Below are 19,786 nucleotides of genomic sequence, written 5' to 3'. Positions count from 1 at the left end.
CGTGCGCGAAATCAATCGCACATCATTTCCGCGATGACGGCATCGGTACCGGATCGCCTATCTCGCGGCGACGGAAGGCAGGGCGATGATGCCCGTCAGTGCGGTGAGCGCCTCGGGCACGACCCGGTAGTAGACCCAGGTGCCCCGGCGCGTCGACGTGACGAGCCCGGCGTCCCGGAGAACTCTGAGGTGATGGCTGATGGTCGGCTGGGTGAGGTCGAACGCTCCGACGAGGTCGCACACGCACGCCTCGCCGTCGAGATGAGAGGCGACGAGGGAGAGCAGCCGCAGCCGTACGGGGTCGCCGAGCGCCTTGAAGCCCGCGGCGAGCGCGATGCTCTGCTCCCGCGTCAACGGCTCCGTCACCCGCGCCGGGCGCGGCACGCCGGGTTCGACCGTGGGAAGGTTCTCATGCGGCAGCAGCACAGGCTCGTCGTGCTCGGCCATGGCGATCGGGTCCTCTCCCTAAGCGCCCCGGGCTGGGTCACCCGGCCGCATCACGCACGAGTCTAGACAACCCTTTCGCGCAGGAGGTCTCGTCATACCGCGTCCCCCGCTGACCCACGCCGAGGCGACGGAGCGTGGCGCCCTGCTGCGCGTGCGGTCGTACACCCTTCACGTCGATCTGAGCCGGACCGAGGAGCCGGTGTTCCGATCCAGGAGCACGATCCGCTTCACCTGCGCCCGGCCGGGTGCCTCCAGCTGGGCGGACGCACTGCCCCGACGGGTGCGTTCCGCCGTGCTCAACGGGCGGCCGGTCGAATACGACGGCGCGGGACGGATCCTCCTGCCCGATCTGGCGGCCCGCAACGAGCTGACCGTGGACGCGGACTACGACTTCTCCACCAGCGGCGAGGGCCTGCACCGGTACACGGACCCGGCCGATCAGCAGGTGTACGTGTACAGCCACCTGCAGCCCGGCCACGCCCCCCGGGTGTTCGCCTGCTTCGACCAGCCCGACCTCAAGGCGCCCTTCGCGATCAGCGTGACCGCTCCGGACGGATGGACCGTGTTGTCCAACGCCCCGCTCGACGACCGGCCCGGGACGGGCGTCCACAGGTTCGCGCCCACCCCGCCGATCAGCACGTACGTCGCGGCGGTGGCGGCCGGCCCGTGGGCGTCGTGGACGGCGGACCAGGCAGGTGCCGTGCCCCTGGGGGTGCACTCCCGGCGTTCCCTGGCCGCGCACCTCGACCCGGCCGTGCTGCTGGAGCGGCTCGGGGCAGGGGTGGCGTTCTTCGCCGAGGCGTTCGCGACGCCTTATCCGTTCCGCAAGCTCGACCTGTGCTTCGTCCCCGAGTTCAACTTCGGGGCCATGGAGAACGCCGCCTGCGTGTTCGCCGCGGAGACGTTCGTGTTCGACCACGCGGTGACCCGGTACGCGCACCGTCGCCGGGACGAGATGATCTTCCACGAGATCTCCCACCAGTGGTTCGGCGACCTCGTCACGCTGCGCTGGTGGGACGACCTGTGGCTGAGCGAGGCGTTCGCCACCTGGGCGGGCGTCCACGCGCTGACCCGGCTCACGGACGACGTCGACGCCTGGGCCGACTTCGCCGCCGGCAAGAAGGCGCACGCGTACCTCCTGGACCAGTCGGCCTCCACCCACCCGGTCGTGACCGGCGTCCCCGACGTGGACGCGGCCGGGTCGGCCTTCGACGCGCTGACGTACCACAAAGGCGCGAGCGTGCTGCGCCAGCTCGTGGCCCGCCTGGGGCTCGACGGGTTCCTGGAGGGCATGCGGCGCTACTTCGCGGACCATTCTTACGGCACCGCCGGCCGGGCCGAGATGCTCGGTGCCCTGGAGAAGGCGGGCGGCCGGAACCTGACCGCTTGGACTGACGCCTGGCTGCTGACAGCCGGGCTGACAGAGGTGCGGGCCGACTTCGACGTCGACGAGGCCGGGTGCTTCACGCGTTTCGACCTGCTCCAGGACGGAGTGCCGAGGCCGCACCGTCTCGCGGTGGGCGTCTACGCGGAGGACCGCCACGGCGATCTGGTCCGTGTACGGAGGCACGAACTCGACGCCGACGGCCCGCGCACGAGCGTGGACGCGCTCGTCGGCAGCCGGTCCGGCGCGCTGGTGCTGCCCAACGACGGCGACCTGACGTACTGCCGGATCGTGCTGGATGCGCGCTCAACGGAGGAGATCGTCCACCGGATCGGCCGGCTGGCCGATCCCATGGCTCGCTCGCTCTGCTGGACGGCGGCGTGGGGCATGGTCCGGCACGGGGAGTTGCCACCGCGGCGGTTCCTGACGATGGTCCTCGGCGGCCTGACGGCGGAGACGCAGATCGGCGTGTTCCAGCGGCTCCTCGTCCGGGTCGCCACCGTGCTGACGGCCTACACCGAGCAGGGCTGGGCCCGTGCCCACGGCTGGCCCTCGTACGTGGACCGTCTGCTGGACGTCGTCAACACCCCGAACGGCGACGCGGACCAGAGGCTGGCGGCGGCGCGGGCCGTCGCGGATGCGGCGCTGACGGCCGGCCACGTCGACACGGTGCGGAAATGGCTCAACGGAGCGGCCCCGATCGACGTGGACGACGCGTTACGCCGCAGGCTCGCCCGATCCCTGGTCGCGCATGGTGAGCCCCTGGAGGACGTCACCGGCGCCTTCACCGCCGTGGGAGAACGGCTCGCCGAACGGCTCAGGGCGTCGGTGCCCACCGCGAAGGCCAAGGAGTGGGCGTGGACGACGATGCTGGGCAGCGAGAGCGTCGCACAGGTCCGCGCGCTGGCCGACGGTTTCACCCACCCCGCGCATCATCGCCTGCTCGCGCCGTTCGCGCAGCGTTACGCGCGGGACGTCCCCCCGCTGCTGGCCGCCGCGGGAGACCGGGAACCGGCGCGTACGATCGCCGTCCGGTTGTTCCCCTCCTGGCCGGTCTCACGGCGCACGCTGACAATGATCGACCGCCTGCCCTCCGATGACCGGTTCGTCAGGCTGACCGGTGCGGCCAGGGCCGAGCTCGCCCTCGCCGTGGACCTGTCCGAGCGGGACGACGCCGGGTGACAGCCATTCCTCCGCGCTGTCGCCCGCGGCGAACCTCCCGAAGACCTCCCGCATGGCCGGCCCGGCGTCCGGGCCCGCGTACCACCGCTCCCCCGCCCGGCCGGCCAGGTGGTCCCACAGCGTCTCGCGCAGCATGAACGCCTGGTGATACACCAGCGGGTAGCAGGGCTTGCCCTCCAGGTACGTCTGTATCCGATCCCACGCGGCCCCTCGGTCCACCGCGACACCGAACTCCCGCTCATGCGAACGCACGTACTCGGCGGCCGGGTCCGGGTAGCCGTCGTGCACGGCCATCTCGTAGCAGAGACTGGTCGCCACCAGGCGCCGGACGTGCTCACGCGCGAAGGACAGGCGCTCCACGGCCTCGGCGTCCACCGTGACGCCAAGGTGGCGCCGCTGCCAGTCCGGCCGCCGGACGACCCGTTCCAGGGTGAAGCCGAACGCCTCGGTCAGCGCCGGGTGCGTGCGCCACAGGTCGGCGGGGTGCCGGGTGCCCGCGGTGAAGTGCAGCGCGTGCCCGAACTCGTGCACAAGCGTGGCGTAGTGCCCCAGCGTCGTGCCCGGCGTGGTGGACACTCGCACGTCGACCGGCGGCGCGACCGGCGAGCAGAACGCCGTGCCCGACTTCCCGGGCCGTGCGACGTCATCGACGATGATGCGTTCCAGACATCCGCCGAAACCCCACGCGCGTACGGTGGAGCGGACGCTCTCAAGAGCGCCGCCGGCGCCCTCGGGCAGGACGGCGCGTGCGGCGACGAGGCGGGCGTCCCCCATGGACGGGGTGGCGATCGCGTCGCGTGCCCGCCAGTCGTCCCATCGCTTGAGGAACTCAGCCCGCGTGGCGTCCAGCCAGCCGCGGGCGTGGGCCACGAACCGGTCCACCTCCGGGTGCAGCGCCCGCACCAGCGCGGCGTGTGTCGGGAACCCCAGCTCGGCCCGCGCCTCGGCGTACGCGTCGAGCCAGCGCCGCCGCCCTTCGCGCAGCCGCTCCCCGACGTCCGCCAGCGCGGCCCGGACCTCGGCGCGCCGCCGGTCGTCGGTGACCGTCCGCGAGAGGGCGACCAGTTCCCCGTGGGTGAGCGTCCTGCCGCCGGCCTCGGCGGTGACGGTGCGCTGGAGCAACCGCAGCCGCGTGGTCGCCTCCGTCAGCCGGACGCGGAAGTACCAGAGGACCAGTTCCCCGGCGTAGTGCAGGTCGCCGTGCTCCAGTGCCAGGAGGACGAGCCCGCCGTCGGTCAGCCAGGCGAGGCCGCCCTCCGGCGGCGCCGGGTGGTCCTCGCCCTGTCCCGTCGCGGCCAGCCAGCGGGCGTGGGCGACCCGGGCCTGGAGCGCCACGAGATCCTCGACATGACCGGCCAGGTAGCCGGGAACGGCGGTCACGGCGGGTCCACGGAGGCCGCCGGGGGCAGGCCGAGCACCTCCGCGGCGCCGTCGGCGACCCGCTGCCAGAAGTCACGCCGGTCCTCCGGAAGCCCGGCGAACAGCTCCGAGCAGCGGCGCATCAGCTCCAGTGCCAGCCCGGGATGGGCCAGCACGCCGCGGATCCAGGCGAGCTGGCCGGGCTCCGGCGGGTCGATGCGCAGCCCCGCGAGACCCGCGCGGACCTTGCGCCCGACGCGCTCGTCCAGGGTGGTCGCGTAGCTCTCCCGGGCCTGCGGCGTGTCGCCGTCCACCGCGAGGGGCACCGTGGCGGCGAGAGTCTCCGCCGCCGCGCACGCGTCGGTGATGCCCGCGCCGAACAGCGGGTCCTTGTGACAGTAGGCGTCGCCCGCCAGCCGCCAGCCGGGCCCCGCAGGCTCGCGGTGGAAGTTCCGCAGGCTCTTCGACGCGTACACGGGCGAGACCCGCCGTGCCGCACGCAACCGGTCCGCCATGGCGGGGATCGACCGGAGCAGGCGCTCGTACCCCTCGTCTCCCCGGATCGCCGCGTACTCCCCCATGGGCGCCGAGAGCATGATCACCCACCGCCCGCCGTCGCACGGGCCGGCCTGGAGCACGTGGCCGTCGTCGTGCCACAGCTCCAGCGCGGGCGAGGGCAGGGGGACGACGTCCTCCCAGTAGGCGTGGAACGTGCAGCGCATGGCCCCGGCGTCGAAGGTCGTGTCCGCGCCGGCGTGACGGGCGGTCGGAGATCCCCGCCCGTCCGCGCCCACGACGATCCTGGCCTTCTCCGACCACCCCGAGCCCTCGATCCCGATGACATGGTCACCGTCCCAGCAGAGGGACCGCACCGGGCTGCGTTCCCTGATCTCGGCCCCGTGCCGGCTCGCGGCGCGCAGCAGGACCCCGCTGAGGGTCTCCCGGCGTACGCACAGGTTGTAGTGGTACGGCGAGCGGGGCAGCATGGGCGCCCCGTAGTACCCGCCCTCGACCTCCAGGTGCCAGCGTCGCAGCGGTGGCGCGCCGGTGGCGAGCACCTCATCCAGCACGCCGAGCCTGTCCAGGAAGGACAGCGTCGTCGGGCCGAAGAAGTGGGTGGAGACGGCCGGGGCGGGCAGCCGGGTGCGGTCGCACACCAGGACCCGCAGACCCTCCCGCGCGAGCAGGGCGGCGCTCGCGGCACCGGTGACGCCGCCGCCGACCACGATCACGTCATACATCGGCCGCTCCTCACGTCATGTCCCGCCGGCCAGTACGAACGGCATGCGGCCCGACCAGATCCTGCTGACGGCCCACCGGCGGTCGCTGACCGCGCGGAAGCGGCGGCCGAGCACCTCACGCAGGTCCAGGGCGATCGGTCGCTGCCGGAGGATCCCGGCCACCCGTCCGTTCCTGATCAGGAACCCGAGCCGCAACCTGCCCTCGACGACCGGTGAGAGGCCGGCGCGCTGGTGTCCGCCCATCAGCGACTCGACGAGCACCCCCTCGCGGACACCGGCCAGCAGGTCGTCGAAGGAACCGACGTCGGCCGGTCCGGCGGACAGCGTCGCGCCGTTGAGCACCGGCGTGGCGGGCTTGAGAACCGTACGGCGCAGGGCGTTGCCCCGGAACCCGTGCCCGGTGGGCGCCGTCCCGCACGCGGCCGCCGTACGGACGCTGTGGTACACCCGGACCGGGACGCCCCGCTCGACCAGTGTGAGGGGCGCGCACGGCACGCCGTCGTCGTCGCTGCCCGGCCAGGCCAGCCCGCCGGTGCCCTCGTCGTCCGGCGCGGCCGGCTCCGAGGGGTGGTCGCGCAGGCCGATCGAGGGGTGCAGGAACGGCTCGCCCAGGTGCCCGGCGACGAACGAACGGCCCGCGGTGACGGCGGTGCCGTTCAGCGCGGTGACCAGCGGGGTGAGCAGGGTGTGCACCGCGGACGGGGCGAGCAGCACGTCGTGGTCGCCGGAGGGCGCGTCGGTGGCGGGCAGCCCGTCCCAGCCGGCCGCGGCCTCCAGCCACGCGGAGAGCGCGGCGGGCAGCTCCGGCGTCCGGGTCCAGCCGGTCCAGGGCAGCTGGACGGCCGACCCTTCCGCCAGCGCGGCGATGTGGAAGAACCGGTCCGAGGTCGTGGTCCGCCCGTCCGGGGCCGCACGGTGCACCGCCTGTTCGGTCCGGGTCACCGTGCCGTGCACGGTCAGCCCGGCCGAGCGTTGCAGCGCGCCCAGCTGCTCGGCCAGGAGCCGTACGGATCGGGTGCCCTGATCCGCGGCGGACCTCTCGACAGCCTCAGGGGCGGCGTTCCTCCCGATGACCGGGTCGCGTGACGCCGGGGGCCCGTGAGCCGCGTTCCGTACGGCCTCCCCGACCAGCCCGTGCACGTCGTCGAGGCGGGTCGTGGTGGCCGTGCCCACCCGGCCGTGGCGGTGCACCCGCAGGCACAGCGCCGTCTCGTGCGCGGACCTGACCAGGTCGGGCACGCCCGAGCCGACCTCCACCACGGTGTCGTCGCGCTCGACGGCCAGGATCTCCCAGTGGTCGGCGCGGGCCGCGGCCTCCGCTGCGACCTGTTCCAGCCGGTCAGCCAGAGGTGACACGTATGCCTCGCAATCGCAGCATGGGGGCCCAGGAGCTGACCGGCAGCGCGTTCTGGCCCTGCTTGCCGCAGCTCGCCGAGGTGTCGCCGCGCCACTGCTCCCGGCCGATCGCGTCGATGGCCGCGAAGGCGCCGAGCACGTCACCGGACAGCACCACGCCTCTGACCCGGCCGCGGACCTCGCCGTCGCGGATCTCCCGGCACTCCGCGGGCAGGAAGGTGAATCCGGCGCGGTCGGTCTGCCCGCCGAGCACGCCGCGGGCCAGCAGCCCGCGCGCCACACCGCCGATCATCTCCTCCTCGGACGCGGCGCCGGGGGCGATGGCGATCGTCCGCAGCCGGGGCAGCGGCGGGTGGCGGAAGTTCAGGGCTCTGGCGTTGCCGGTGGGGTCCTCACGGAAGGCCGCCGCGGTGGAGCGGTCGTGCAGCCGGGGCCGGGTGACGACGCCGTCGCGCAGCAGCTCCACCGGAGACCCCGCCGTGCCCTCGTCGTCCACCGGTACGAATCCCCGCGCACCGGGACGTCCGGGGTGATCGGTGATCGTCAGTATGGACGGTCCGAGCCGGCGTCCGGGGGCCAGGGACCGTTGCAGAGGCGCGTCCCCGAGGTGGTGGTCGGCCTCGGCGAGATGCCCGATCGTCTCGTGGGCCCAGATGCCGGCCAGCGGGCCGTCGCAGACCACGTCGTACTCCCCCGGCTCCACCACGGGGGCGGCGCGCAGGTCCACCGCGGTCGCGACGGCGGCCTCCACGTCCGGGGCGAGGCCCCGCACCACCGAGAAGTCGCCGCCGCTGCCGACCGACACCGAGCCGGCGGTCCTCGCGGCGCCGCCGTCGGCGTAAACGGTGATCTGCAGCGTCAGATCCCTGCGCCGGTAGGAGACGCCGGTCCCCTCGCTGGTGACCAGCTCCACGTCCGCGACCGACTCGCGGTAGTAGACCAGCGCCCCGGTCACGCCGGGATGCGCCGCCAGCGCCGCCGCGTGGTAGGCGCCGAGCAGTTCCACCTTCTCCGCCAGGCCGACCGTCTCCGCGAGCTCACCGGTCTCACCGGGACGGTCGTCCCGGTAGGGCCGGTGTGCGGCGAGGCGTCCCGCCGCACACCCCAGTTCGACGGCGTCGCGCGCGGCCCTACGCAGCACCGGCCCGGCGTCCATGGCGGTGCTCGACGCGAACGCCGACCCCGACCGGCCGATGACCCGGGCACAGCACCCCTCGTCCCGGCTGGTCACGCTGCTTTCCAGGCCGTCGCCGCGCCACACCAGGTCGACGGTCCTGGCGCGTTCGAGCCGTACCTCGGCGTAGTCGTCCGCCCGGAGGCCGGCCTCCCGGAAGAGCGCGGGCGAGCCGCCGGTCAGCAGCACGGTCGCGCGGGGCTGTCGTCCCGGTAGGCGAAGATCATGGCACTGGTGACCTGCGCGCCGTCGCGGTACGGAACGAGCCCGTCGCTGCGCATGTCCACGCTGCCGAAGCCCGCGCCGAGCACCAGGTCGCGGTACTGGCTCTCGGTCATGCCCACCACGCACCGGGCGAAGTCCTCCGCGCCGGCGGACTCGCCGGCCGCCACGTCCGCCGGGGGCGGGCCGTCGTCGGAGTACACGACGTCGGAGATCACCGCCACCCCTCCCGGGCGCAGGACGGCCGCGACCGCGTGGAGCACTTCCTTCTTGTCGGGGAACATGCCGAGGACGCAGTTGCTCATCACCACGTCCACGCTGGCCTCACGCACCGGCGGGCGCCGGATGTCGCCGACCCGCACGTCGATGTTCTTGAGCCCCATCTCCTTGGCCGCGCGCCGAGCCGTCCTGACCATCTGCATCGACGCGTCGACGCCGATGACCCGGCCCGTCTCACCCACCCGGCGCGCGGCGATCAGCAGATCCAGACCGGCGCCGCAGCCGAAGTCCACGACCGTCTGCCCGGGGCGCAGGCCGATCGCGTTCATGGGCGAGCCGCAGCCACTGGACAGCTCCAGGACCCAGTCGGGGATCTCGGCGAGCTCCTCCGGGGTGTACACCGACGTGGGAGAGCAGCACAGCGTGCTGGTGCCCTGCACCGCCAGCGCGTCGTAGCGCTTCTTGACGTGCGTCTCGACGGGAACGGGACCCTGGTCGGCCGGGGCCGCTTCCGGGGCCGCGCAGCAGCCCGCCGGCTGGTCCGCGGTCGCCGGGGCGCATCCGCAGGCGTCCGGCTCGGCGATCGTCTCAACCGACGTCCGCGGCCGGATCAGCTCATCCAGGGAAACGAACCCACGCGTGTCATCTGCTCCCACGTTCCCTCTTCTCCTTCCGGTCGGTTCGCGTGCTCCTGCTGCCGGCGCAGCGCCATGGGCAGCAGGTAGGCCAGCTGGGTCTCGACACGCGTCGTGATGCTGGACACCTTGGGGCAGTAGCAGGTGTTGAAGTCGCCGCCGTTGGCCGCCCACGCCTTGATTGGGCAGCCGCCGCCCCCGCAGAACAACTTCACGTTGCAGTCGCGGCACATGGGCACCGTGTCCACGTGGCGGTGCCGCCACGGATCCCGATAGCCGGCCGCGTAGCTGAACTCGGGGTAGAACGTCCCGCAGGCGTGCTGGGGGCGGCCCACGGTCTCCGGGCAGCCGTAGATCTTGCCGTTGGGGTCGAAGGCGACGACGCTCGTGCCGGCGCTGCACCCCTGGAGGTTGGGCCGCAGGCGGTCGCCCTCCAGGACGGCCGACCTGATGCGGGCCAGGTCGGGCTGCAGCATGCGGTCCACCAGGGGGTTCTGCTGAACCATGCGCCAGAAGGCCTCCTGGAGCCCGGCCTTGACATCCCCCCGGACCATGCGCTTGCGCTTCTCCTCGGGATGGTCGGGGGTGACGTACAGGAACGTGGTGGCCTTGGTGAAGCCGTTGAACAGGCGGATCTTCGGGTGGTCGAGCCACCCCTTGGCCTGCGCGAACTCCGCGAAGCGCGGCATGTCGTCCACGCTGTCCTCGTCGACGAGCACCCGGATCAGCACGCGGATGCCGGCCTCCGCGGCCACGTCGATGCTGCGCTCGATGAGCTCGAACGTCGGCTTGCCGTTGCGGAACACCCGCCGGGTGTCGTGGGTCCTCGGCGTGCCGTCCAGGCTGACCTGGACCTCCTCGCAGCCGTACTTGAGCAGCATCGGCACGTACGCGTCCAGTGCCACGCCGTTGGTGATCGCGGTGACCGGGTAGCCGCGGTCGTACGAGCCGCGCAGGATCTGCTCGACGGCGCCGCGCTGGTACGGCGTGTCCAGCAGCGGTTCCCCGCCGAACAGGGTGATGTACGGCGGGCCGGAGTTCTGGTGCCGGTCCTGGATCTCGGGGATCGTGTCGAACGCGGCCTCGATCATCTCCTCGTCCATGCGCGGGCTCCTGGTGGTCAGCTCGCCCTCGAAGCAGTACGGGCACGCCAGGTTGCACACGAACGACGGGATGAACATGAACTGGAACGGCGCTTCCTGGATCGCCTGGAAGTAGCCGTCGACGATGGCGCGGTAGCGCGCCTCCTCCTCGGCCGGGTCGGTGCAGACGTATCCGCGCTCCAGCAGGCCGGCCACGAGCTCACGGTCGACGGCGGCGTCTCCGGCGCGGACTCGTTCCAGCACGGCGACCTCGGCGGGGGTGACGATGTCCATCGATCCGGACACCGCGTTGGCGAGGACGCTCACCTTGCCGCTCTCGTCGAGATAGGCCGGGTCCAGGGTGCCCTCGGGGAGCTCCACCGAGAAGGTGACGGTGTTCGGGCTCACAAGCATGGTGTGTCTCCCAGAAACGGTGTCCGTGGTGCCGCCGGGGGGTGGGTGAGGGGGTGGGCCGGGAATTGGAGGGCGCGGCAGGGGATACCGGTGTCGTACGGTCCGCCGGCCACGGTCACTCGCAGCCGTCGGGGTCGTTGGCCATGATGCTGGTCACGACGTCGAGGTTCTTCCGGCCGCGCATGGCGGTGCAGCAGTCGGTCTGCTTCTCGGACACTTCGGCGTTCTCGATCATGGAAATGGCGATCATAGGTATCACCTCCTCCACTGTGATCTCTGCCGCGCTCTCCGGCCCGCTCCCCGCCGCGACATGGCGGAGAGAGTCGTTGGTGGGGCGCGTGCCCCAGGTGGCGGGTCACCTCAGGACCTCCCGCACGATGAGCACCGCGACGGTGATCAGGCCCTCGCCGATGATCAGGCCGGAGGCGACGATCTCGGTGCCACTGCGCCGCCCGGGGTTGCGGCGGGTGAGCAGCCACTGGGTCAGACCTCCGGCGGCGAGGGTCAGCGAGTCTGCGGGGGGAAGCAGCACTCCGAGGCCGATCATCGTGGGCATGGCCGAGGTGAAGGCCAGGCCCAGGCCCAGGGGGCCGGAAACGCCCAGCGCGAGGGCCACGGTGGCGGGGTATGCGGTCGATCCCCGGACGGTGGCGTCCACGAACTGGACCGCGGTGGCCACAGGGGCGGGGAAGGAACGTCCTCCGAGCACACCCGCGCGGCTGAGCACCGCGATCACCAGGACGCCGACCACGGCGCCGGCCAGGCCGCCCGCCAGTTGCGTCCAGCCCGTCAGCCGCCTGGGCGGCTCGTGCAGGCCCTCGGGACGGTCGTGGGCGACCTTCACCGAGTAGGTGAAGTACACGGCGGCGAGGGCCGCGCAACAGATGGTCGAGGCCATGAGCAACGCCGCCGTCTGGTCCGCGCCGGAAATGGCGAAGGCCACGACGCTGAAGTACAGCGCCGGGGACAACGGCACCAGCCCGATCTCGCCGCCGGCCCGGGTGAGGAACACGGTCATCACGGCGAGCAGCACGACGCCGAGCAGGCCGTAGCCGAGGTAGCGCAGAAGGGACGGGTACACCAGCGCCAGGAGCGCCGTTCCCGCGAGGACGGCGACGGCGAGCCACCGCGTACGGCCCGGGAGCAGACGGCCACCCTGGAGGGAACGCGCCAGCGGGCCGCGGACCCGGGCGATCGAGGCGAGGGAGTAGCCGAGGATGATGCCGACGCCGGCGGCGAGCACCCAGGGATAGGACAAATGGTCGGTGTACGCCACGGACCGGCCCTCTGTGCCGTCCTGGACCGCCCACACGACGACGGTGTACGCCGCGCCGGCCGCGAGCCAGGCGCACGCGCGCGGGCCGATGAGGAACCCGACCCCGTACAACAACGGCGAGAGGGCCAAGGCCAGATGGGTGCCCGTGACCTCCGGCGTGACGTCGTGGCCCCACAGGGCGACCCCCAGGGCCGACGCGGCGCCCACGCCGGCGGCGATCGGCAGCATACGGCCGAGCCGGTCGCTCTCCCCGTCCTTGGGGCTGCTGAGCGACGCCATCAGGGTGATGGCCGGCTTCAGGGTCGGGTAAGGCAGCCTCTCGGCGACCACCAGCGCCCGCGCGACGAGCCCGCCGAGGAGGATGCCCACGGCGTTCGCGGCCATCGCCAGCACCACCAGGAAACCCCAGGCCGGCAGCTCACCGGCCCGTAGGACGACGGCTCCGATGCCGGTGTCCAGCGCGGCCGTGGCCATGTATCCGCTGGACGCGATGGAGAAGACGACGAAGAGACCCTGCCAGCTGAGCGCTCCCGCCACCCGGAGCAGCGCCGCGCCCAGCGCGGCCACCAGCGCCGACCCTCCGAAGGACGTGCCGGTGCGGAACAGGACCAGCACGTTGAGGACGCAGAGCAGCACGCCGATGGCCAGGCCGATGAGCGTGGCCCAGACGTACGATCCCCGCCAGCCGGCGAGAGCGTCTACTCCCGGAGTCGAATGCGATGGAGCGGAGGATGCGGTGCGCTCCTTTCCTCCCACAGCGCCCCCCATCTCGACCAGGTGAACTACATTGATAACTATCGATGTATGCGGCAAATGCACATTAAAAGGGGCCGACGGCAATGGTCAAGGGTCTTGACAAGATTTCCTATTCATGCACGCGGCTCATGTTACATGCCGATTACGATACTTTTCGGAATTACGCCATACAGCATGTCCGCCAATTCCGCCAGATCACAGCGTGCGATCGGCGAGCAGGGGGTCGGCCTCTACCCGTCCGGCCGTCACCGCACCCGGATCCCGGCCGTACAGCCCGGCGACCAGCGCGAGACCGATCACGCCGCCGATCAGCTGGACGACGACGAACCCGGGCACCGAGGACGGGGCGATCCCGGCGAAGGTGTCGGAGAAGGCCCGGCCGATGGTCACGGCCGGGTTCGCGAAGCTGGTCGACGAGGTGAACCAGTACGCCGCGCCGATATAGGAGGCGACCGCGACCGGTGCCAGGCGGGCGTTCCCCGCGCGGACCAGCAGGAAGATGACGAGCACCAGCCCCGCCGTGGCGACCAGCTCACCGAGCAGGAGGTTCCCGGCCGAGCGGTCGTGTGTGGACCAGGTGACGGCGGCCTTGCCGAACATCGCGTTGGCCAGCACGGCCCCGCTGATGGCGCCGGCGATCTGCACGGCGGCGTAGACCCCCACGTCGGAGAGCGAAAGCTTGCGGTGCACCCACCAGTCGGCCAGCGTGACCACCGGATTGAAGTGCGCCCCGGAGATCGGGCCGAGAACGAGGATCAGCACCCCGAGCCCGAAGACCGTCGCCGTCGAGTTCTCCAGCAGCTGGAGCCCCGCGTCATCGGGCGAAAGCTCCTGCCCCATGATCCCCGACCCGACCACCACCGTCACCAGCAGCAGCGTGCCCACGTACTCGGCCAGCGCCCGGCGAGGCAACGCCGGGCTCACCAAAAATCACCGATCCGGTCGAGACGTGCTGCCGAGCCACGCACGCTAGGCCTCCCCTTGACACGACATACCGCATGACGTCCTGCCGCACCACACCAGTCGACCTGTCGTCACCTGACCCGACGCGCCGCTTTCAGCACCATCCGAACTGATATTTACAGATATCGATGCGATTTGGTAGCGCCAATTTCCGGGAGGTTCACCCGACCGCCGCGCCGAGAGCCAGGCACCGCGATGGCCCATCTCCGGACAGCCGAAAATATGCTGTTGCTGAGCAGTCGGTCGGCGCGGGCAAGCGAGTCGACCTTCGCCACCGTCTGCATAGCACCAAGGTCACCAAGGGGCCGGGTTCCCGCACGGCCGGACTGGCGATGGCCTTCAAAGCTGATCGAGGCGGCGCGGAAGCGCCGGCGCGGTCAACGCGCCCCATCTCGTCGCCCTGGCCCGCGCCGGGGCCACGCCCGTCGAAGGTGCGCCGTCGAGCGGCTCGAGGAATCACCGGCCGTCGAGGATCAGTCAACAGCCGTTCACAGGATCTTCATCCCCAGGTCTTGACGATAGCTCCGACAGTCCCGACGCTATTGCCGTCGGGCAGGGGATCTACGATCCAAAGGCCGGTGATTTGAGCGTTAACGTCGAACAGGCCGTACAACAACGCTACAGCTTTACAGCGCCGCGTCGCGGGTCCCCGAGGCGGTCCCGTGCTGCCCCGATCCGCGAGACCTTGCGGAAACTCCCTCAGATGTATTGGAGAAGGATTACGGCCGCGGAGATCCCGTCAGCTACGTACGACCGGGCGAGCGGGTGCTCGACCTGGGCAGCGGCGCCGGGAAGGTCTGTTTCATCGCCACACAGACCCTCGGTCCAGCCGGCTCCGTTCTGAGAGTCGACATCAACGACGACATGTGTCAGTCCGCCACGGCGCCGGTGCGCTGTACCACGGACCGTTCCCCGCGGTCGCTCACGGCGCAGGGCTGCAACTGGTACGTGGCCGGGCGGCGCCACTCCGGCCGCAGGACGTGCGCCGACGTAGAAGGCAACTGCGGCTGCTGACCCTGTGGAAGACGGCGCCTGATGCGCCGGTTTCGAGACTGCTCTTCGGTCTGATGCCCGCGGACGTGTAGTCCGGTCCAGCCATACCTCTCGATGCGCGCGCTCCCCCACCAGCACCGCTACCCCCCGGAGGCATGCCCATGGAAGTGCTCGTACTTCTGCTCGTGCTCTTACTGGCCGCCGCCAACGGAGCGAACGACGTACCGAAGGGTGTCGCCACGCTCGCCGGCGCGGGCGTGACGAAAATCCGCACGGCCATCGCGTGGGGCACCGTAGCCACCACCCTCGGCTGCCTCGTCTCGTTGACGTTGGCCTCCAAGATGACCGATCTGTTCTCCAAAGGGATCGTCTCCGCCAAGCCCACCCCGGCTTTCACGGTCGCGGTGCTGATCGGAACCATCTTCTGGGTCGTCTTGGCTACCGTCCTGAAATTGCCCGTCTCCACCACCCATGCCCTGGTCGGCTCGCTTCTCGGCGCGGGAAGCTTGTTCGCCGGCTCCGCGGTCGAGTGGAACGGACTGCTCGGGAAGGTCGTGCAGCCGCTGCTGCTGAGCATCCTGGTGGCCTACGCCATCTCAGCCGTATTAGGGATCATCACCCGGAAGGTCGTGACGATCCGTACTGCGAGAAAGGAAAGAATCCAGGCTCCGGTCCCAGACCGCGGTGCGGCGCCGGTCGCGACCCTGACGACACAGGTCGAGCCGACCAGAACGCAGCAAGTCATCGGAATCGCGCACTGGGCGACAAGCGGCCTGGCGAGCTTCGCCCGGGGCCTCAACGACGCGCCAAAGATCGTTGCTATCGGCTCCTTCGCGCTGGTGGGCGGGATGACCCCGACCGGCCTGCTGTTCGCCGTCACCGCGGCCATGGCCATCGGAGGTGTTGTGGCGGGCTCTCGCATCGCCGACCGGCTCGCGTACTCCGTTATCAAGATTCCTCATGTCGAAGGTTTCACCGCCAACCTCACGACCGCGAGCCTCGTCGGGCTGGGCGCCATGTTGGGCTTGCCTATGTCGACCACGCAGGTGTCGGCGGGGGCCATCTCCGGCATCGCGGCCAACGATCTCTCCAGGCTCAACAAGAAGACGGTCCGTGACCTTCTGATCGCATGGTTGTGCACACCGCCTGTCGCCGCCGCCGTAGCCGCAGGAGCGTATCTACTGCTTTCGTAACGGGCACAGCAGACGGGATTGCCGCCGTTCCTGGCGGCCGGCGGCAATCCCAGAGCGGCAGGTGGTGTGGTGGACCGAGGCGGCGTGCAGGCCGGGCCTACGCCAGCTCGCGAAGATGCCGGTTGAGCCGGTCGGGTGCGGCGCCCTGCCGCGTTCGGGCCGGCTCGACACCGATGACAATGAACAGTGTCGGGACGGCGGGATTTGAACCCACGACCGCTTGACACCCTGTTTTGACGCGCAGGGGCCCATCCGGGCGGACGGGCGACGAGGCCCGAAGCGCCGGCCACCTGTTGGGCGGGCAGTGAAATGATCTTGGGGTGGTGACCGGCCCGGTCGGGGCCGGGAGCAGATGCGATTGATTCGGCTGCTCACTCGCGTTGGTCTATCCGCAGCGGAATGATGACGTTATGTCACCGCGTGGAGCGAGGTGGGCCGGCGGGGTTGTGGCTGTTGAGGCCGTGGCCAGGCCTGGTGGGCGTGCAGCCGTGCGCCAGGCCTGGCAATGGGCGGCTCAATTAAGACGTAGCCGACATTTCGGATACTCAGGGTAGGAGAGGGAACTCGTCGTCATGTGAAAGGCCCGTCACTATCTCTGCCCCGGAGTCAGGACGTGTCGGGTCCGGTCCCCGCTCCAGGCCGCTTCGAGGATCGCGGTCAGGCTGGCGGTGTCGGCCGGGCCTGGATGGTTCTGGATCAAGCGGGTGACGCCACTGGCCATCTCCGCGAAGCGCGGGAGGTCGGCGCGTGCCACGCCGATGTCCGCCAAGGTGCGAGGGATGCCGATGTCGGCGAGGAGCCCGTCGAGCCAGGTGAGGAACGTATCCGCGGCCTCGGCGTCCGAGGCGTCGGTCACGTCGAGCCCGCACACCCGGGCGAGGATGGCCAGCCGGTCGCTGATGGCATCCCTGGCCGCGTCCAGCGCGTAGGGCAGCAGCAGCCCGACGCCCAGGCCGTGCGGCGTGTGGGTGGCTGCGCCGATGGGGTACTGGAGGGCGTGCGGAGCCGCGGTGCCCGCGTGGGCGAATGCGAGCCCGGCCAGCATGGACCCATAGGACATGTCCGCGCGCGCGTCCTTGTCGCCTCCGTCCCTGACGGCACGGGGCAGGCTGCGGGCGATCCGCTCCGCGGCCAGGAGCGCGTAGTGATCGGTGATCGCGTTGCGGCCGAGGAAGACCTGCTCCACCGGGTCGCGCGGTCCGTGGGGCCGGGGTCGCGCGGTGTAGCTCTCCACCGCGTGACAGAACGCGTCGATGCCGGAGTGGGCGGTGACGGTCGCAGGGCAGGAGTAGGTGAGCTCGGGGTCGACGATGGCGAAGTCGGGCACGATGTGGACGCTGGAGACCCCCACCTTCAGCTCGCGGTCCGGGTCGGTCAACACCGCGACGGGCGTGAGCTCGGAGCCGGTGCCCGACGTCGTCGGGACCGCGACGAGAGGAAACGTCGGCCCCGGCACCTTCGACTCGCCGTAGAAGTCGCGCGGCGTCCCACCGTGGCGCCGGATCACGCCGACGATTTTGGCGAGGTCGATCACCGTGCCGCCCCCGATGGCGAGGATCACGTCGGCGTCCACCTCTGCGGCGGCCGAGACGGCCAGGGCGACATCGGCGAGTGGCACATCCGGAGTCGCGTCGGCGAACACCCCGACGACTGCGACCTTCTCCCGCACGGCGGCCACGATCTCGGCCACACCCGGTTGCCCCAGAAGAAACCGGTCGGTCACGATGAGGACTCGCGAGCCACACTCGGCCACCACTCGTGGGATGTTCTGCGCGACCCCTTCGCCCACTATCAGCTGGCGTGGTCCGCGGACGGTCTCAAGCATGTCAGTGCCTCTCTGGAACGTCGGCGGTGATTTGCTGGGCGGACGTCCAGGTCGCCTGCGAGACCGGGACATCGTCGCCAAGGGCGGTGCGAGTCGAGGTCGCGACCTGCACCTCGATCACGAGCCTGAGGGCGTGGCCTTGGGGAACGCCGAAAGGGCTGGTCGCCCCCTCCACCGCCGCGGCCGTGTCTGTGGCGCGCACCCCGCCGGAATCGAGGACGGTGTCCCCTGGTGCCGGCGGATTCGTGCCGACCATGACCGGGGTCCCGCCCCACGGGTGGAGGCCGGTCAGGTCATGTGTGCACGGGGCGCGGTGGTCCTCGGCGGGCACCCTGAGCAGCAGGCCGGTCACGGTAGGTCGATCGCCGCGTAGGTGACGTCGAGGTACTCGAGGATGCCCTCGTGCGACCCCTCCTTGCCGATCCCGGACTGCTTCACGCCTCCGAACGGAGCAGACGGGTCAGAGATCAGACCACGGTTGATGCCGATCATCCCCGTCTCCAACCCCTCGGCGAACCGGAGCGCCCGCTGGAGGTCACGAGTGAAGACGTAGCCGGCCAGGCCGTGCTCGGTGTCGTTGGCCTTCGCGATCACCTCGTCGTCGGACGTGAACGAGATGATCGGCGCCACCGGGCCGAAGATCTCCTCCTGCAGGATCTGCGCGTCCTCGGGCACGTCGACGAGGACCGTGGGCGGGTAGAAGTGGCCCGGCCCATCCGGCCGCTCGCCGCCCACCAGGGCACGGGCGCCGCGACCGACCGCGTCGGTGACGAGCTCGTCGATCTTGGTCACCGAGGGCTCGTCGATCAACGCGCCGACGTTCACGCCGTCGTCGAGACCATGGCCCACCGAGAGCGCGCCCATCCGCTCGACGAAGCGCGCCGTGAACTCCTCGCGCACCGGCTCCTCGACGTAGATCCGGTTGGCCGCGATGCAGGACTCCCCGATGTTGCGCATCTTGGCCACCATGGCGCCGTCGACCGCGACATCCAGGTCCGCGTCGGCACACACGATCAAGGCCGCGTTGCCGCCCAGTTCCATGGAGGTGCGCAGCACGTTGTCCGCCGCCTGCCGTAGCAGCACGCGCCCGACCTCGGTCGATCCGGTGAACGAAAGCTTGCGGGTCCGGCGGTCGGCCAGCAGTGCCGAGACCACCTCGCCGGAACGCTTGGTCGTCACGACGTTGACGACGCCCGGGGGTACGCCGACCTCCTCCATGATGCGGGCCAGGAACAGCATGGTGAGCGGCGTCTGGGCGGCCGGCTTGGTGATCGTCGTGCAGCCCGCCGCCAGCGCCGGAGCGATCTTGCGGGTGCCCATGGCCAACGGAAAGTTCCAGGGCGTCACGAAGACGCACGGTCCGACCGGCTTCGGCACGGTGAGGACGCGATATCCACCATTGGGAGCGGTGTTGTAACGCCCCTCGACGCGCACCGCCTCCTCGGCGAACCAACGGAAGAACTCGGCGCCGTAGGCCACCTCTGCCCGAGCCTCGGCGAGCGGCTTGCCCATCTCGAGCGTTATCAGCCGGGCGACCTCCTCGGATCGCTCGGTCAGCGCCAGGTACGTCGCCCTCAACAACTCTGACCGTTGTCGCGGCGGGGTCGCCGCCCACTCCGCCATCGCCGTGCTCGCCGCGTCCAGAGCGGCGAGCCCGTCGACGACGCCGGCGTCCGCCACCTCGGCGATGGTCTTGCCGGTCGCCGGGTCCTCGACGGGAAAGGTGGCTCCACTGGCGGCGTCGCGCCAGGCGTCGCCGATCCGGAGCCGCCGGTGCTCGGGGGCCAGGACGTTCATCGGGTCACTCACTGCGTCGCCTCCTGAGATGTTCTTGGTGATGTCCAGCGTGACCTCGGCGATCGCGCCACGCGCGTTGACGAACGGGTCACACGGCCTCGTCGGGGTCGAGATCGCCGAGCGGGTCGAACGTGGCGACGGCCCTCGCCGCAGGGCGACGCCCCGCGCCGCCGATCGCCTTCCCGGGCCATGGCTGCTTCGGCGTCGTCAGGCCGTGCTCACCCATGGCGCCGAGGCTCGACTGCCACGTGCGGGCGCATGTCGACGT

The 19,786-nt window shown here is 71.1% G+C and carries 16 protein-coding genes and 1 pseudogene; 3 read left to right on the top strand and 14 right to left on the bottom strand.

The window, feature by feature from the left end; translation table 11 throughout:
- Window positions 1–57: 57 nt before the first annotated feature.
- On the bottom strand, window positions 58–447 hold the full coding sequence (locus tag ACQPZZ_RS16595; protein ID WP_432932996.1) for an ArsR/SmtB family transcription factor: 390 nt from the start codon (window positions 445–447) through the stop codon (window positions 58–60).
- Window positions 448–598: 151 nt separating this feature from the next.
- Between ACQPZZ_RS16595 and pepN the strand changes: the two are divergent.
- Window positions 599–2,869, top strand: a pseudogene (pepN, locus tag ACQPZZ_RS16590) (aminopeptidase N); the annotation flags it as partial.
- Window positions 2,870–2,887: 18 nt separating this feature from the next.
- On the opposite strand, the gene ACQPZZ_RS16585 reads toward pepN, so the two are convergent.
- From ACQPZZ_RS16585 to ACQPZZ_RS16545, 9 genes are all read right to left on the bottom strand, one after another.
- Window positions 2,888–4,393, bottom strand: coding sequence for a hypothetical protein (locus ACQPZZ_RS16585; protein WP_432932994.1), 1,506 nt, complete (start codon window positions 4,391–4,393; stop codon window positions 2,888–2,890).
- Window positions 4,390–5,613, bottom strand: a complete 1,224-nt coding sequence (locus ACQPZZ_RS16580) for an NAD(P)/FAD-dependent oxidoreductase (protein WP_432932992.1) — start codon at window positions 5,611–5,613, stop codon at window positions 4,390–4,392. Before ACQPZZ_RS16580 ends, ACQPZZ_RS16585 begins: the two co-directional genes overlap by 4 nt.
- Window positions 5,614–5,628: 15 nt before the next feature.
- Window positions 5,629–6,969 carry a metallopeptidase TldD-related protein gene (locus tag ACQPZZ_RS16575; RefSeq protein ID WP_432932990.1) on the bottom strand — a complete coding sequence of 447 codons (1,341 nt, stop codon included), beginning with the start codon at window positions 6,967–6,969 and terminating at the stop codon, window positions 5,629–5,631.
- On the bottom strand, window positions 6,953–8,332 hold the full coding sequence (locus ACQPZZ_RS16570; protein WP_432932988.1) for a TldD/PmbA family protein: 1,380 nt from the start codon (window positions 8,330–8,332) through the stop codon (window positions 6,953–6,955). The genes ACQPZZ_RS16575 and ACQPZZ_RS16570 overlap by 17 nt, the downstream gene beginning before the upstream one ends.
- Entirely contained in the window at window positions 8,323–9,240 is a 918-nt protein-coding gene (locus tag ACQPZZ_RS16565) for a methyltransferase domain-containing protein (protein ID WP_432932986.1), read from the bottom strand. The genes ACQPZZ_RS16570 and ACQPZZ_RS16565 overlap by 10 nt, the downstream gene beginning before the upstream one ends.
- Entirely contained in the window at window positions 9,195–10,715 is a 1,521-nt protein-coding gene (locus ACQPZZ_RS16560) for a radical SAM protein (protein ID WP_432932984.1), read from the bottom strand. The genes ACQPZZ_RS16565 and ACQPZZ_RS16560 overlap by 46 nt, the downstream gene beginning before the upstream one ends.
- 115 nt (window positions 10,716–10,830) lie before the next feature.
- Window positions 10,831–10,965 (bottom strand): hypothetical protein, encoded by a 135-nt coding sequence (locus tag ACQPZZ_RS16555; RefSeq protein WP_259402773.1) that lies wholly within the window; start codon window positions 10,963–10,965, stop codon window positions 10,831–10,833.
- Between the two features lie 105 nt (window positions 10,966–11,070).
- Entirely contained in the window at window positions 11,071–12,747 is a 1,677-nt protein-coding gene (locus ACQPZZ_RS16550) for an OPT/YSL family transporter (protein WP_432932982.1), read from the bottom strand.
- A 195-nt stretch (window positions 12,748–12,942) separates the two neighbouring features.
- Window positions 12,943–13,671 carry an aquaporin gene (locus ACQPZZ_RS16545; protein ID WP_432932981.1) on the bottom strand — a complete coding sequence of 243 codons (729 nt, stop codon included), beginning with the start codon at window positions 13,669–13,671 and terminating at the stop codon, window positions 12,943–12,945.
- Window positions 13,672–14,475: 804 nt separating this feature from the next.
- On the opposite strand from ACQPZZ_RS16545, the gene ACQPZZ_RS16540 reads away from it, so the two are divergent.
- Entirely contained in the window at window positions 14,476–14,724 is a 249-nt protein-coding gene (locus tag ACQPZZ_RS16540; protein ID WP_432934419.1) for a hypothetical protein, read from the top strand.
- 140 nt (window positions 14,725–14,864) lie between these two features.
- Window positions 14,865–15,896, top strand: coding sequence for an inorganic phosphate transporter (locus ACQPZZ_RS16535; protein WP_432932979.1), 1,032 nt, complete (start codon window positions 14,865–14,867; stop codon window positions 15,894–15,896).
- A 589-nt stretch (window positions 15,897–16,485) separates the two neighbouring features.
- On the opposite strand, the gene ACQPZZ_RS16530 is transcribed toward ACQPZZ_RS16535, so the two are convergent.
- The 4 genes from ACQPZZ_RS16530 to ACQPZZ_RS16515 form a co-directional block, all read right to left on the bottom strand.
- A complete protein-coding gene (locus ACQPZZ_RS16530) occupies window positions 16,486–17,721 on the bottom strand; it encodes an iron-containing alcohol dehydrogenase (RefSeq protein WP_432932978.1) in 1,236 nt (411 codons plus the stop codon).
- 1 nt (window position 17,722) lies between these two features.
- Window positions 17,723–18,073 carry a hypothetical protein gene (locus tag ACQPZZ_RS16525; RefSeq protein ID WP_432932977.1) on the bottom strand — a complete coding sequence of 117 codons (351 nt, stop codon included), beginning with the start codon at window positions 18,071–18,073 and terminating at the stop codon, window positions 17,723–17,725.
- Entirely contained in the window at window positions 18,070–19,530 is a 1,461-nt protein-coding gene (locus tag ACQPZZ_RS16520; RefSeq protein ID WP_432932976.1) for an NAD-dependent succinate-semialdehyde dehydrogenase, read from the bottom strand. Before ACQPZZ_RS16520 ends, ACQPZZ_RS16525 begins: the two co-directional genes overlap by 4 nt.
- Before the next feature lie 76 nt (window positions 19,531–19,606).
- On the bottom strand, window positions 19,607–19,744 hold the full coding sequence (locus tag ACQPZZ_RS16515; protein WP_432932975.1) for a hypothetical protein: 138 nt from the start codon (window positions 19,742–19,744) through the stop codon (window positions 19,607–19,609).
- Window positions 19,745–19,786: the final 42 nt, after the last annotated feature.

The organism is Microbispora sp. CA-135349, from assembly GCF_050947365.1.
Taxonomy (GTDB): domain Bacteria; phylum Actinomycetota; class Actinomycetes; order Streptosporangiales; family Streptosporangiaceae; genus Microbispora.
Note: the sequence above shows the minus strand (reverse complement) of the source record. Positions and strands in the feature narration are given on the sequence as shown.

Coding starts and splice junctions, on each gene's coding strand:
- ACQPZZ_RS16515 (WP_432932975.1), bottom strand. CDS start 19,744: ATGGGTGAGCACGGCCTGACGACGCCGAAGCAGCCATGGCCCGGGAAG.
- ACQPZZ_RS16580 (WP_432932992.1), bottom strand. CDS start 5,613: ATGTATGACGTGATCGTGGTCGGCGGCGGCGTCACCGGTGCCGCGAGC.
- ACQPZZ_RS16530 (WP_432932978.1), bottom strand. CDS start 17,721: ATGCTTGAGACCGTCCGCGGACCACGCCAGCTGATAGTGGGCGAAGGG.
- ACQPZZ_RS16560 (WP_432932984.1), bottom strand. CDS start 10,715: ATGCTTGTGAGCCCGAACACCGTCACCTTCTCGGTGGAGCTCCCCGAG.
- ACQPZZ_RS16595 (WP_432932996.1), bottom strand. CDS start 447: ATGGCCGAGCACGACGAGCCTGTGCTGCTGCCGCATGAGAACCTTCCC.
- ACQPZZ_RS16535 (WP_432932979.1), top strand. CDS start 14,865: ATGGAAGTGCTCGTACTTCTGCTCGTGCTCTTACTGGCCGCCGCCAAC.
- ACQPZZ_RS16555 (WP_259402773.1), bottom strand. CDS start 10,965: ATGATCGCCATTTCCATGATCGAGAACGCCGAAGTGTCCGAGAAGCAG.